General features: G+C 64.5%; 14 protein-coding genes. 7 read left to right on the forward strand and 7 right to left on the reverse strand.

What is annotated here, in order from left to right:
- Positions 1–77 precede the first annotated feature (77 nt).
- Positions 78–359: a transcriptional regulator gene (locus tag X268_RS03120; RefSeq protein ID WP_128929132.1), complete on the forward strand. Its 282-nt coding sequence runs from the start codon at positions 78–80 to the stop codon at positions 357–359.
- A 307-nt stretch (positions 360–666) separates the two neighbouring features.
- On the opposite strand, the gene X268_RS03125 is transcribed toward X268_RS03120, so the two are convergent.
- A complete protein-coding gene (locus X268_RS03125; RefSeq protein WP_128923569.1) occupies positions 667–1614 on the reverse strand; it encodes a hypothetical protein in 948 nt (315 codons plus the stop codon).
- Between the two features lie 195 nt (positions 1615–1809).
- Between X268_RS03125 and purD the strand changes: the two genes are divergently transcribed.
- Complete coding sequence (purD, locus tag X268_RS03130) at positions 1810–3093, forward strand: phosphoribosylamine--glycine ligase (RefSeq protein ID WP_128923570.1); 1284 nt, start codon at positions 1810–1812, stop codon at positions 3091–3093.
- Between the two features lie 221 nt (positions 3094–3314).
- The gene (locus tag X268_RS03135) at positions 3315–4220 is read left to right on the forward strand and encodes an alpha/beta fold hydrolase (RefSeq protein WP_128923571.1); all 906 of its coding nucleotides are present in this window, start codon (positions 3315–3317) and stop codon (positions 4218–4220) included.
- On the opposite strand, the gene X268_RS03140 is transcribed toward X268_RS03135, so the two are convergent.
- Entirely contained in the window at positions 4217–4675 is a 459-nt protein-coding gene (locus tag X268_RS03140) for a nucleoside deaminase (RefSeq protein ID WP_128929133.1), read from the reverse strand. The genes X268_RS03135 and X268_RS03140 overlap by 4 nt on opposite strands.
- 118 nt (positions 4676–4793) lie before the next feature.
- Here X268_RS03140 and X268_RS03145 point away from each other — a divergent pair, with 118 nt between their 5' ends.
- Both X268_RS03145 and rsmD read left to right on the forward strand, forming a co-directional pair.
- Positions 4794–6836, forward strand: a complete 2043-nt coding sequence (locus X268_RS03145) for a pseudouridine synthase (protein ID WP_164937500.1) — start codon at positions 4794–4796, stop codon at positions 6834–6836.
- A 1-nt stretch (position 6837) separates the two neighbouring features.
- The gene (rsmD, locus tag X268_RS03150; RefSeq protein WP_128923572.1) at positions 6838–7392 is read left to right on the forward strand and encodes a 16S rRNA (guanine(966)-N(2))-methyltransferase RsmD; all 555 of its coding nucleotides are present in this window, start codon (positions 6838–6840) and stop codon (positions 7390–7392) included.
- A 17-nt stretch (positions 7393–7409) separates the two neighbouring features.
- Here rsmD and mutL read toward each other — a convergent pair whose 3' ends face one another.
- Positions 7410–9224 carry a DNA mismatch repair endonuclease MutL gene (mutL, locus tag X268_RS03155; protein ID WP_128923573.1) on the reverse strand — a complete coding sequence of 605 codons (1815 nt, stop codon included), beginning with the start codon at positions 9222–9224 and terminating at the stop codon, positions 7410–7412.
- A 241-nt stretch (positions 9225–9465) separates the two neighbouring features.
- Between mutL and X268_RS03160 the strand changes: the two genes are divergently transcribed.
- Positions 9466–9783, forward strand: a complete 318-nt coding sequence (locus X268_RS03160) for a ribbon-helix-helix domain-containing protein (protein WP_128923574.1) — start codon at positions 9466–9468, stop codon at positions 9781–9783.
- A gap of 139 nt (positions 9784–9922) precedes the next feature.
- Here X268_RS03160 and X268_RS03165 read toward each other — a convergent pair whose 3' ends face one another.
- From X268_RS03165 to X268_RS03175, 3 genes are read right to left on the reverse strand one after another with little or no spacing between them, the layout of a single operon-like run.
- Entirely contained in the window at positions 9923–11491 is a 1569-nt protein-coding gene (locus tag X268_RS03165; RefSeq protein ID WP_128923575.1) for a GMC family oxidoreductase, read from the reverse strand.
- A gap of 30 nt (positions 11492–11521) precedes the next feature.
- Positions 11522–12070, reverse strand: a complete 549-nt coding sequence (locus tag X268_RS03170) for a gluconate 2-dehydrogenase subunit 3 family protein (RefSeq protein ID WP_128923576.1) — start codon at positions 12068–12070, stop codon at positions 11522–11524.
- Between the two features lie 35 nt (positions 12071–12105).
- Complete coding sequence (locus X268_RS03175) at positions 12106–12501, reverse strand: VOC family protein (RefSeq protein WP_128923577.1); 396 nt, start codon at positions 12499–12501, stop codon at positions 12106–12108.
- Positions 12502–12922: 421 nt separating this feature from the next.
- Here X268_RS03175 and X268_RS03180 point away from each other — a divergent pair, with 421 nt between their 5' ends.
- A complete protein-coding gene (locus tag X268_RS03180; protein WP_128923578.1) occupies positions 12923–13231 on the forward strand; it encodes a hypothetical protein in 309 nt (102 codons plus the stop codon).
- A 264-nt stretch (positions 13232–13495) separates the two neighbouring features.
- On the opposite strand, the gene arfB is transcribed toward X268_RS03180, so the two are convergent.
- Positions 13496–13912 (reverse strand): alternative ribosome rescue aminoacyl-tRNA hydrolase ArfB, encoded by a 417-nt coding sequence (gene arfB, locus X268_RS03185; protein ID WP_128923579.1) that lies wholly within the window; start codon positions 13910–13912, stop codon positions 13496–13498.
- Positions 13913–13987 lie beyond the last annotated feature (75 nt).

Below are 13987 nucleotides of genomic sequence, written 5' to 3' on the forward strand. Positions count from 1 at the left end.
GCCGAGAGCACACGGGGAAATGCAATTCCCATGTAGCCGATTGCTCGCACGGTGCAAAGTCGGCTGCCAGCAAGCGTCTGGCCGAGCTAGACAAGACCATCCATCAGGCGCTGCGGTTGAAAACCATGGCCGCGTTGAACGCGCTGCCAGTGTCGACGGGTCTGGAATTCGCGCGGCTGAAGAAGCTCACCGGGGCCACCGACGGCAATCTCGGCGCGCATATCGAGACGCTGGCGAAGGCGGGCTACGTCTCGGTGGACAAGGCGTTCGTGGGGAAGAAGCCGCAGACGACGGTGACGGCCACCGCGGCGGGGCGTTCGCGCAGCATGTGGCGACGCTGCGCGGGGAAGCAGGCGTAGCGGCCGTCGTCATTCAGGCCCTTCCCTCTCTCCGTCGTCATTCCGGGCCGCGCCCCTTGGCGCGAGCCCGACATTATGGAGACCGTGCACCAAAACATAGACTGATGCTTTTGCTTTGGAACTTAGTGCACTGTCACCGTAGTGGCCGGGTGCGCGAGTGGCGCGCTCTACCGAGACGGTGTCCATCCTCATGCGTGATGCAGGCGAAAACCTGCCACGCGATAGGGATTCTCCGGCGGCCTGATGGCGACCTGTGACGCTTTTGCACACCGGCGATTCAGATAGCTTTGTGGTTTAAGTGTTGTCGCTAACGACCGGTATTCCTTCCCCGCATCGCTTTAACGACATCAACGACCGGCTTTCCTCCAATAATCGCTCCGGTAATGGCGGTCGAAAGATATGTGTTGCAGCCGGCTAGACTGCTAATTTGCAAGGCCCCCAGGAATAGCCCCGTTCCAAAGGCCGTTTCTAAGATATGCTCATGTTTGCTAGTCCACCAAGACTCGATGCCTTCTGCAAAGGTCTTTGTGGCGTTTACGATCGTTGGCTCTTTGGAGTTCTTGGCTATGAATTCTGCAATCGCTTCGCTTAACGAGAGAAGGCCTTCCCTAAACGATCGATAACTAGCAAGCTCCTGGTTATTCCACTCAATGGCATCATCTGAATTCGGTTGACGACTCTCTAGGGTGCTTATTCGATCGTCCAAGGTCAAAAGCAGCGAAGCCACGGATAGAGTAAGAGCCTGACTGTTTTGCAACACCGATTTCCCGATTTTTGTGCGGGCGGATTTCCCTGCTAAACGTGAACGCTTCCGGCCTGTATTTGGAACGTCATCCTGAGGTTGGGCTGCAACATTAGGAGGGGACTGCTGCAGGCCCTCTTGGATGGAAAAGGAAAATTGAACGCGATCTCCGTTCATTGAAAGCGATACACCAATATTGTTATCCGTTAAAAGCATGCTTCCAAATATTGCGGGATCATCTACGTGTAAGGTTGGGTCGACCAAAAAGCGGAATCGCCTAATCTCGACCGAGTCGAAATAGCTGCTCAGCATGCAGTTTTTAATGACAGATCGACGAGAGCCATCGTCCGATGCCTCATGCACCGGAGGATCTTGAGCTAACAGCCATTGACGAGAAACCCGCGATTCGGGCACCATTAAATCAAGTCTTCCGCGCAAGACGACGCCATTCTGTAGCCCAATCAGGCATCCAGTCTTGATCGTTTGGTCCTCTTGGAAATTTTTGGCAATCATGAATTTGACTCGATAATAGGAATGGAGCGCAGCAAGCTGCCATCTGAGTCGTTGGTATTGGGAAGCGCTGCGTTTACCTTCCGGCGGAGCGCCGCACTACCTGCGAAAAGATACAGTTCGGCCCCGCCCCCCTTGAGCCCCACCCCGATTCGTGCGACCTCCGGCCCCAGCAAAACCCCTCATTCTGAGCCTTCGATGCATATTCTCCTGCTCGGTTCCGGCGGCCGCGAACATGCCCTGGCGTGGAAGATCGCAGCCTCTCCCCTGGTGACCAAATTCTGGTGCGCGCCCGGCAATGCCGGCATCGCCAAGGAGGCGGAATGCGTAGGCCTCGATGTCGCCGACCATGCCGCCGTGATCGACTTCTGCAAAAAGAACGCGGTCGAGCTCGTGGTGGTCGGGCCGGAAACGCCGCTGGCGGCCGGCATCGTCGATGATCTCACAGCTAGCGGCATCAAGGCGTTCGGGCCGAGCAAGATGGCGGCCCAGCTCGAAAGCTCCAAGGGGTTCACCAAGGCGCTGTGCACCGAGTTCGGCATCCCGACCGGCGCCTACAAGCGCTTCACCAACCCAAATGACGCGCGCGCCTATGTGCAGAGCCAGGGCGCGCCGATCGTGGTCAAGGCCGACGGCCTTGCCGCGGGTAAGGGCGTCGTCGTTGCGAAAACCATGCGCGAGGCCGAGGACGCCATCGCCATGATGTTCGAGGGCGCCTTCGGCGAGGCCGGCGCGGAGGTCGTGATCGAGGAGTTCTTGCCCGGCCGCGAGATCAGCTTTTTCGCGCTGTGCGACGGCGAGACCGCGATCCCGCTCGCCTCCGCGCAGGACCACAAGCGCGTGTTCGACCACGACGTCGGTCCGAACACCGGCGGCATGGGCGCCTACTCGCCGACGCCGCTGGTGACGCCGCAGGTCCATGACGCCATCATGGCCAGGATCATCCTGCCGACGGTCGCAGGCATGAAGCAGCGCGGCACGCCGTTCCGCGGTGTGCTCTATGCCGGCATCATGCTGACGACGCAGGGCCCAAAACTGTTCGAGTTCAACGTCCGTTTCGGCGATCCCGAGTGCCAGGTGCTGATGCTGCGCATGATGAGTGACCTCGTGCCGGCGCTGCTCGCCGCCTGCGACGGGCAATTGAAGAATTTCGATCTGCGCTGGCACAAGGAATCCGCGCTCACCGTGGTGATGGCGGCGAAGGGCTATCCCGGCGACTATCAAAAAGGGACTCGCATCGAGGGGCTCGACGACGCCGCCAAGGTGGACAATGTCGAGATCTTCCACGCCGGCACGGTGGCGAAGGATGGCGCCATCCTGGCCAATGGCGGCCGCGTGCTCAATGTCTGCGCGCTGGGGGCGACCGTGACGGAGGCGCAGGCCCGCGCCTATCAGGCCGTCGACCGCATCCGCTGGCCGGAAGGCTTCTGCCGCCGAGATATCGGCTGGCAGGCGGGGGAGGCGGAGAAGGCCAAGAGTTAGGTCAACATTTAGAGCGTCATTCCGGACGGCGTGCAAACGCGCCGATCCGCAAATCTCGGGCGCTCAGGTCACCGCGCCGCCACATCCGCACTCCAGAATGTGCAATCGGCTGTTGGGGTTAGTCGCCCCGCCGATAATACCGCTACTGTGCATGGGGTTGTTTTCGACATTTTGTGTGTCGGGGCGGCCTCAGCGACCAGACCAGACAAGGATGCAACAAGATGTCCGATCTCGCCGACCTCTATCCGGGTTTTGCCGCCGAATGGGTCAATACCGCGTTTGGCCGCGTCTTCGCCCGCGTCGGCGGCAAGGGCCCGCCGCTGCTGCTGCTGCACGGCTTCTCCGAGACCCATGTGATGTGGCACCAGGTCGCGCCCGAGCTTGCGGAAGCCTTCACGCTGATCATCGCCGACCTGCCGGGCTACGGCTGGTCCGACATGCCCGAGAGCGATGCGCTGCATATCCCCTACAGCAAGCGCGCAATGGCGAAAGCCATGGTCGAAATGATGGAGCGGCTCGGCCACGTGCACTTCGCGCTCGCCGGCCACGACCGCGGCGGCCGCGTGTCGTACCGGCTCGCGCTCGATCATCCTGGCCGGCTGTCGAAGCTCGCCGTGCTCGATATTCTGCCGACCTATAATTACTGGGAGCGGATGAACCGCGCCTACGCGTTGAAGATCTATCACTGGACCTTCCTGGCGCAGCCCTATCCGCTGCCGGAAACGCTGATCGCGAACCAGGGCGAGTTCTTCCTGCGTTTCAAGATGGCGAGCCAGACCCGGTCGAAGACGCTGGACGCGATCGATCCGCGCGCGCTCGCGCACTACCTCACCCCGTTCCGCGATCCCGCCCGCATCCATGCGATGTGCGAGGACTATCGCGCCGGCGCCTATTTCGACTACGACCTCGACAAGGCCGATTTCGAGGCCGGCAAGAAGATCACGGTGCCGATGCTGGCGCTGTGGGGCAATGCCGGCATCGCCCAGGCCGCGGCGACGCCACTCGATACGTGGCGGCAATGGGCCACCAACGTGGTCGGCATGCCCGTGGAGTCCGGGCACTTCCTCACCGAGGAGAATCCGGATGTAACCGCGAAGGCGCTGCGGGAGTTCTTTCTCGCGACCTAGCGACGCTCCCGAAAAAACTCCTTGAGCAGCCGCGCCGCCTCGCTCTCGCCGACGCCGGAATAGACGTCCGGCGCGTGGTGGCAGGTCGGCGAGGCAAAGAAGCGCACGCCTGATTCCACCGCGCCGCCCTTGGGGTCGGCGGCGCCGTAATAAAGGCGCCTGACCCTTGCAAACGAGATCGCGCCCGCACACATGGTGCAGGGCTCCAGCGTCACGTAGAGGTCGCAGTCGACGAGGCGCTCGCTACCGATCTTTTTCGCCGCCTCGCGCAGCGCGACGATTTCGGCATGGGCGGTGGGGTCGTGGTCGGTCAGCGTCCGGTTGGCCGCGGTGGCGATGACCTCGTAGTTGCGGACCACCACGCACCCGATCGGAACTTCGCCCGCTTTTCCGGCATTTTCGGCCGTTCTGAGCGCCAAATCCATGAAAGAGGGGGCTTTCAAGCCTCGTATCATCCGAAGAAACCTGCTAGTAGCTCCGCCTTCAGCAAGAGTGGATACCGATTTTGCCAGAGCATGCGGCTCGGAATGAGCGCGCACAATGCTCAACGGCCACCCCGAAGTGAGATTATTCATGCCTCGCGACAGCGACAAAGACAACGATTCCCGCGGCCGGCGAGGCCCCCCCAAAGGCGGCCGCAGCGGCAAGGCGCGCGGCCCCGACAAGAAGTTCGCCAAGCGCGGCTTCGAGGGCAAGGGCGACCGTGACAGCCGCCCGCCCCGCGAGGGCCGCACCTTTCGCCGCCGCGAGGATGGCGATGCTCCGCGCCGCGACTTCAGTGAGCGCCCGCGCTTCAAGCGCGACGACCGCAGCAGTGAAGGCCGCGGCGAGCGCAGCTTCAAGCCGCGCGGCGACCGTTCGTCCTCCGATCGCTCGTCGCGTGACGGCGAGAAGCGGCCCTTCAAGCCGCGCGGTGAGCGCCCGTCCTACGGCCGCGACGAGCGTCCGCCGCGCCGGGATCGCGACGATGCCCGCGCGGCCGGCCGCTCCAGCGACCGGAAGTTCGGCGACAAGAAGCCCTACGCGCCGCGCGGCGACCGCCCGGAGCGCAAGTTCGACGGCGAACGGAAATTTTCGAAGGGTCGGCCGGATCGCCAAAGCGACCGTGGGGATCGCGAACGCGACCGTGGGGATCGCGGGCCGCGCGAGGACCGTGGCGAGCGCAGCTTCAAGCCGCGTGGAGACCGCCCGAATTTCGATCGCGGTGATCGCGCGGCGCGCGGCGACCGTCCGCGCAAGTCCTTCGACAAGGATTTCGGCGGCCGCGATCGCGGCGACGAGAAGCCCTGGCGTCAGCGCGATGACCGCCGCGAGGGTGGCCGTGGTGGCGACGACCGTCCGCGCTTTCAACGGCGCCGTGACGAAGGTGACGATCGCCCGCGCTTCTCGCGCCCGCGCGAAGAGCGGTCCGGCGACGATCGTCCGCGCTTCAACCGCTCACGCGAGGGCCGGCCGGAAGGCCGGATGGACTGGCAGGAGCATCCGCGCAGCGAAGGCCGCTTCCGTGATCGCCCGCGCCGGGAGAACGAGGACGACAGCCGGATCTTCGAGAAGCGCCCGGCCTTTGGTGGCCGCGGTGCCTACCGCGACCGCGATCGCGATTTCGAAGGCCGGCCGCGCCGCGACGACGCGCCGAAGCCGAAGAAAGCTGGCGAGCGCATCGCCAAGGTATTGGCGCGTGCGGGCCTTGCCTCGCGGCGCGACGCCGAGGAGATGGTCACGCAGGGCCGCGTCACCGTCAACGGCCGCGTGATCAATTCGCCCGCGCTCGACATCACCAAGAATGACGTCGTTCTGGTCGACGGCAAGCCGTTGCCGGAGCGCGAGCGCACGCGGCTGTTCCTCTATCACAAGCCGCGCGGGCTGATGACCACGCATGACGATCCCGAGGGCCGTCCGACCGTGTTCGACAATCTGCCGGAAGGTCTGCCGCGCCTGATCAGCGTCGGCCGGCTCGATTTCAATACCGAAGGCCTGTTGCTGCTCACCAATGACGGCGGGCTCGCGCGCACGCTCGAGCTGCCCGACACCGGCTGGCTGCGCCGCTACCGGGTGCGCGCCCATGGCGACGTCACCCAGGCGCAGCTCGACGAGCTCAAGAACGGCATCGAGATCGAGGGCGTCAAATACGGCCCGATCGAAGCGACGCTGGAGCGCGACCAGGGCGCCAATGTCTGGCTGGTGTTCGCGATCCGCGAAGGCAAGAACCGCGAGGTGCGCAACGTCTGCGCCCATCTCGGCCTCGAGGTGAACCGGCTGATCCGCGTCTCCTATGGCCCGTTCCAGCTCGGCGAGATCCCCGAAGGCCAGGTCGAGGAGATCAGGTCGCGCGTGCTGCGCGAGCAGCTCGGCGACAAGGTGATCGAGAAGTCGGGCGCACAGTTCGACGCGCCCTCGAAATCATCTTCGCGCGTCGACGACGCGCGGAGCGACAAGAAGCCCGCCAGCAAGCGCGCGGTCATCAACGACCGCAAGGGCCGCCGTGTGCTGGTTCAGCGCACCGGCAGCGAGGAGGCCCGCGAGCGCAACGAGGCTGAGGCGAGCGGCTACGGCCCGCCGCGCCGTCCCAAGCGCGGCTATCACGGCAAGCGCGATTTGACGCCGCGGGAGGACTAGCTTGCGCGTCGTCGGCGGCAGGTTGAAGGGGCGCAATCTCGCCTCACCGTCCTCGCGCGACATCCGCCCCACGGCGGACCGCCTGCGCGAATCCGTGTTCAACATCCTCGTACACGCCTATGACGATCCGATTCAGGATGCGCGCGTGCTCGATCTCTTCGCCGGCACCGGCGCGCTCGGTATCGAGGCGTCGTCACGCGGGGCGAAGTTCACGCTGTTCGTCGACAATGGCGCGGAAGCGCGGGCGCTCTTGCGCAACAACGTAGAATCGCTCGGCCTTGGCGGCGTGACAAAAGTCTATCGCCGCGATGCCACCGCCCTCGGCCCCGCGCATCCCGTCGAGCCGTTCTCGCTGGTGTTTCTCGATCCGCCCTATGGCAAGGGCTTTGCGGAGAAGGCGCTGGCGTCCTTGCGCGATGGCGGCTGGCTGACGCCGGGCGCGCTGCTGGTGGTGGAAGAGGCCAAGGCCGCGCAGTTCGTGACGCCGGAAGGTTTCGAGGAGCTCGAGCGGCGGGCGGATGACGACACGGAGTTCGTGTTTTTGAAAAGGCCGTAGCACCACCCTGCGGCACCTCACCTCCGCCCGAACAGCTTCTCCACGTCGGATAGCTTCAGCTCGACATAGGTCGGCCGGCCGTGATTGCACTGGCCGGAGTTCGGCGTCTCCTCCATCTCGCGGAGCAGGGCGTTCATCTCCTCTGGCCGCAAGCGGCGGCCGGCGCGCACCGAGCCGTGGCAGGCCATGGTGGCGGCGACGTGCATCAGGCGGCGTTCGAGAGGGAGAGCCTCGTCCCATTCGGCCATGTGCTCGGAGAGATCGCGCAGGAGACCGCCCGCATTGGTCTTGCCGAGCAGCGAGGGCGTCTCGCGCACCGCGACCGCGCCGGGGCCGAAGGATTCGATCGCGAGGCCGAACGATGCGAGCTCCTCGCTGCGCTCCAGGAGGCGCTCCACCGTCGCCTCGTCCATCTCGACGATTTCAGGGATGAGCAGGATCTGCCGCTGCACGCCGTTCGCGGCCAGCGAGGCCTTAAGCCGCTCATAGACGATGCGCTCATGTGCGGCATGCTGATCGACGATGATGAGGCCGTCGCGAGTCTGCGAGACGATGTAGGTCTCATGGATCTGCGTGCGCGCCGCGCCGAGCGGTCGATCGACGAGGTCGGCGACTGGCTGTGTCTCGATCCGGACATCGGCACTCGGCGCGCCGACGTCGAACGCAGCCTGCGCGCGCTCGGCGAAGGCGGGGGCGGCCGAGCCTTCGAACGAGGCCAGCGGCGCCACCGGAGCCGATGGCGAGGCGCGCCAGTCCCAGCTTGCCGGGCGTGGTGGCGTGAAGGCGGGCCGAAACGAGGACAGCGCGCTCTCGCCGCTGTTGGCCGCGGTGCGGCGACCCTCGCGTGCGAGGGCTTCCTTCAATCCGTGTACGATCAACGCGCGGACGAGACCGGCGTTGCGGAAGCGCACCTCGGTCTTGGCCGGATGCACGTTGGCGTCGACCTCGCGCGGATCGAGCGTGACGAACAGCGCCAGCACCGGATGACGGTCGCGCGGCAAATAGTCGGAATAGGCCGCGCGCACGGCGCCCAGGATCAGCTTGTCGCGGACCGGGCGGCCGTTGACGAAGAGGTACTGGCCGAGCGCGTTGGCCTTGGTCAGGGCCGGCGCCGCGGCATAGCCGGCGACGACGACACCCTCGCGCTCGGCATGGACCTCGATGGCGTGGCTGCGGAATTCCGCGCCGAGGATGTCGCCGAGCCGGGTCAGCCGTCCGGCCGCGCCGGGCAGCGCCGCGGCCCAGGTCACCGGCGCGCGCTCCTCGCCGGCCAGCGTGAAGGCGATATCGGGCCGCGCCATGGCGAGGCGCCGCACCACCTCCCGGATCGCTTCGGCTTCCGTGCGGTCGGTCTTCAGGAATTTCAGCCGCGCCGGCGTCGCATAGAAGAGGTCGCCGACCTCGACGCGGGTGCCATGCGCCAGCGCCGCCGGCATGATCCCGGACTTCTCGCCGCCCTCGACCGACAGCGCCCAGGCGTGCGGCTCACTGGCATGGCGCGTGGTGATGGAGATACGCGCGACCGAGCCGATCGAGGGCAGGGCCTCGCCGCGGAACCCGAGGGTGCGGATCTGGAGCAGATCCTCGTCGTCGAGCTTGGAGGTGGCGTGGCGCTCGACCGCGAGCGCCAGATCCTTCGCCGTCATGCCACTGCCGTCGTCGGTGATGCCGATCCGGCGCCGCCCGCCGCCGTCGGTGAAGACGTCGATCCGGCTCGCACCGGCATCGATCGCGTTCTCGACCAGCTCCTTGACGACGCTCGCCGGGCGCTCGACCACCTCACCGGCGGCGATGCGGTTGACGACTTGCTCTGGAAGCTGGCGGACGGGCATGGGGCTTTCGATAGGGATTCGCTGGCAGCGCTATTCTAGGCCGTGTTGCGTCAAAAGCATGTGTTGGGCAACAGCCGTGTGGCTTCCTGGGGAAGAGGGATGCCTATCACATTGAAGACATTGGACGTTCGAGAAAATCGCGCAGGCCGGGATGATGCCGCCTCCAGCCGCGGTCGTGATTGTGAGGTGCCGGGCCGCGGTGTAGCATCGTGAAAAAACGGCACCAGGACGGGAGGACGCCATGTGCCATCTCTTCGCGCACCAGCCCCAACGCGACTACGAATCCCAGACCCGCTCCTTGCGGATCGACGGCCATTGCACCTCGATCCGGCTGGAGATGGCATTCTGGGACACGCTGGAGGAGATTGCAGCCAAGGAGAGCATGAGCCTCGGCAAGTTCCTGACCACACTCTACAACGAGGTGCTCGACCATCACGGCGAGGTCAACAATTTTGCTTCGCTGCTGCGCTGCTCGTGTCTGATCTATCGCTCCCGGAGCACGACGCCGGTGGCGGAGTTCAAGACCAATGTGGCGCCGATTCTGGACGCGGCGGAATAGCCGTTCCATCCGGGCTACGGGATTACGATACTCCCTCCGGCGTTACTGCGAGGAGCTCTTGCGACGAAGCAATCCAGACGGTCGCTGCAGAGAGATCTGGATTGCTTCGCTGCGCTCGCAATTTCAGGGACGCCCGGCCTTAAATCTCCTTCTTCTGCATCGCTGCCGCGATGTAGTCCGCCTGCCGGATCGCCAGCGCAACGATGGTCAGCGTCGGGTTGCAGGCAGCCCCGCTGGTGAACTGGCTGCCATCCGAGACGAACAGGTTCTTGACGTCGTGGCTCTGTCCGAACTTGTTGACGACGCCGTCCCGCGGCTTCTCGCTCATCCTGTTGGTGCCGAGATTGTGCGTGCTAGGATAGGGCGGTGTCGGATAGGTCACCGTGGCGCCGACGGCGTCGTAGACCGCCGCGCCCTGCTTATAGGCGTGGGCACGCATCGCGACATCGTTGGGGTGGTCGTCGAAATGAACGCTCGCGACCGGCTGTCCGTGCTTGTCCTTGACGACGGGATCGAGCGTGATGCGGTTGGTCTCCTGCGGCATGTCCTCGCCGACCAGCCACATGCCGGCCATCCGGGGATAGCCGTCGAGCGCCGACGTGAACGAGCGGCCCCAGGCACCGGGATTGAGGAAAGCCGCCATGAAGGGCAAGCCGATCGACAGCGTCTCCATCTCGTAGCCGCCGACGAAGCCGCGCTTCGGATTGTTGACGGCCTCATCGCGGATGATGCCGGCCATGGTGGTGCCGCGATACATGTGCACCGATTTCTCGAACACGGCGTAGACGCTGCCGGTCATGTGCCGCATGTAGTTGCGGCCGACCTGGCCCGATGAATTGCCAAGGCCGTCCGGGAACATGGTCGAGGCGCTGTTGAGCAGCAGACGCGGGCTCTCGATCGAGTTGCCGGCGACCGCGACGATGCGCGCCTTCTGGCGCTGCATCGCGCCGCTCTCGTCGGCATAGACGACGCCGGTCACCTTGCCGCCGGCGTCGTGCTCGATCTTGACCGCCATGCTGCTCGGCCGCACTTCGAGATTGCCGGTGGCTTCACCCTTGGGAATCTCGGTGTAGAGCGTCGACCATTTCGCGCCGGATTTGCAGCCCTGGAAGCAGAAGCCGATCTGCTGGCAGGAGCCGCGTCCGTCGCGCGGCTGGCTGTTGATCGCCATGTTGCCGGTGTGCACGGTCTTGTAGCCGAGCTTCCTGGCGCCGGCCTCCAGCACTTTGAAGTTATTGTTGCCGGGAAGTCCGGGAATCCCGTTGGTGCGGGTCACGCCCATCTTGTTCTCGGCTTTGGCGTACCACGGCTCGATCTCGGCGAGCGTGATCGGCCAGTCCAGAAGGTTGGCGCCGGGAATGTTGCCGTAGGTGCTCTTCACCCTGAACTCGTGCTCGTCGAAGCGGAGCGAGGCGCCGGCCCAGTGCGTGGTCGAGCCGCCGACGGCCTTCACGATCCACGCGGGCAGGCCGGAAAAATCCTTGGCGACGCGCCAGCTGCCCGATGTGGTGCGGGCATCGGTCCAGGCGAGCTGGGAAAAACTCTCCCACTCGTCGTTGATGAACTCGTGGTTCTCGATGCGGGGACCTGCTTCGAGGATGACCACCTTGACGCCCTTCTGCGCGAGCTCGTTGCCCAGCGTGCCGCCGCCGGCACCGGAGCCGACGATCACCACAACGCTGGAGTCGTTCAGATCGAATTTTGCCATATGCGTTCTCCTGAACCGTTGGGTGGGGACCTAGGCCTTCGGCAGCCAGTCGATGTCGGCGAAGCCGCGGTTGATGTAGCCGCCGAGCTCGGCCGAGGGGCCCTCGTAGCCGAACCGCGGCCAGACCTCTTTCTGGTTGTAGAGCGAGACGATGAGGTCGCCGCGCACCTTCTGGAAGAAGGCGCTCTGCTCGATTTCCTTCAAGAGCACCACGCGGTCGGCTTCCCAGGGCACCTCGACATAAGGCACCTTGTGGCGATCCTGCGCGTTCTGATCGAGCCGCGTGATGCCGTCGCTGATCAGCGACTTGACGGCAGGGTCCTTGGCCGCCTTGCCGTCCCACGGCTTGATTGCAGTGATGTAGTAGCTGTCGCCGAGAACGTCGTGAGGATAGATGTCGCGCGCGACCTTCAGCAGCGTCCTCATGGTCGCGGGCGATAGGGCGGTGGCGTCATCGGCCCAGGCATCCTCGATGCTGACGGCGACACTGGTCGCGACAGCCACGACCGGCACGGCAGTCGCCGCGCCCTTGAGAAAGACGCGGCGGCTGTGCTTGCTTCGACGATCGACTTCTCTCATGGCATTCCTCCGACAATTTTGATTTTGTGATTGAATCAGTTGAAACGTCCGCCCCGCTGAATCACCTCGATCTTGTACCCATCGGGGTCGCTGACGAAGAAGAAGCGCGCCAGCGTCCTGCCGTCGTGCTTGAAGTCGCGCAAGGGGCCGGGTGCGAGCTGCTCGCGTTCGAACCGGGCATGCTCGGCGTCGAGATCCTCGACCACCACGGCGAGATGGCCGTAGCCGTCGCCGAGTGCGTATGGTTCCTTACGGTCAAAGTTCACGGTCAGCTCGACCTCGAAAGGTGAGGACGGGTGACGCAGATAAATCAGGGCGAAGTCCGCGAATTTCAGATGGTCGGCAACTTCGAGGCCGAAGGCGCGCCTGTAGAAATCGAGCGAGCGCGCCTCGTCGCGCACGCGGATCATGGAATGAACGGGCTTTGCCATTCAGTTCTGCTCCTTCAGGTAGGTGATGATCGCAGCGCGGGTCTCCGGCTTGGCCTGCCCATCCGCACCGTCAGCACCATCGCGGTGCACAATCCCAGCACGATCGCGCGCATCGTCAGGAGCCGCCCATTCACATCAAGACCAGAGTGCGCAAACTCTAAGCGGCGCTGGATGGGCGGTGGTAGTAGCGGGCTGTTTTGCCGCGCGCGGAGATGGTCACGGTGCGGTGGTGTTCCACGCCGCCTTATATGCGGAGCACAATTCCGCGAAACCGCCGTCAAATCCCTAAACGATCACCACACCATGCGCATTGCATGACGTCGCGCCGCTTGAACTCTTTACGCGATGCAATGGTCCGGTGCAGACGAGCGGCGCAAGGAGCCGCCGAGCCATTCATCGCGAAACAATCCGGGAGAAATGGATGAAGTTGGTGAAGACCTCGATGATCGCCTGCGCTCTGTCGGCCCTCATTGTGACACCCGTCCTCGCACAAAGCGCGCCCCCCACGGCCAAGCCAGGCGGCACCGTGCAAGGCAAACCCGTGCAAGGCAGCACCATGGGCAGCGGCGACGAGGACATGAATGCTCAGCCGGGCGCAGCCGGCGAGAAGACCGGCATGAAGTCGACCAAAGGCACCAGGAGCACGGTCGGCACCACGGGCAGCGCGGCGCACAAGGGGACCGCCGACGATGCCGCGACGGGCGGCGCGGCCCCGTCCAAGCGCTACTAGAGCATTTTCGGTTCTGATTGGATCAGAACCGAAGCTCTAGATTCTTGTTTTGACGCGTTTTCTTCACGCGAACCGGTGTCCACTTCGCTCGAAAACGCTCTGAAGCATGATCCGGAAACGTGCGACGCGGCTTTCCGGGATGATCATGCGCAAACAACAACCTGAAGCGCGATGACGATTCATCTAAATCTCATCGCGCTTTAGTCGCGGGCGAAACGACAAAACTCCGGTCGCTCTGCGGCCGGAGTTCTTCGGCTGCGTCTGTCAGTCGTCGAAGCGGCCGCCGCGTCCGGCCTTGATGTCGCTGCGGCGCTTCTTGCCTTCGAGCCGGCGCTGCTTGGAGGCGAAGGTCGGCCGCGTCGCGCGGCGCGGTGTCGGCCGCACCATGGCCTCCTTGAGCATCTCGACAAGCCGGTCGATGGCGTCCTGCCGGTTGCGCTCCTGGGTGCGAAAGCGCTGCGCCTGGATCACGATGACGCCGTCCTTGGTCATGCGCTGGCCGGCGATGCGCTCGAGCCGGATCGCCGCGTCCTCCGGCAGGGTCAGCTTGCGCGTGTCGAAGCGCAGCTGTGCCGAGGTCGCGACCTTGTTGACATTCTGCCCACCCGGGCCGGAGGCACGGACAAAGCCGATCTCGATGTCGTCCTCGTCGATGACGAGATCGCGGGATATCCGCAGCATGTTGGCACCATTCGTGATTGCCCGGACATACCGCGAACATCAGCCTTCAGCAATGGCGCTCCCAGCGAAACGCAA

It is taken from the genome of Bradyrhizobium guangxiense (assembly GCF_004114915.1).
Classification (GTDB): Bacteria; Pseudomonadota; Alphaproteobacteria; order Rhizobiales; family Xanthobacteraceae; genus Bradyrhizobium; species Bradyrhizobium guangxiense.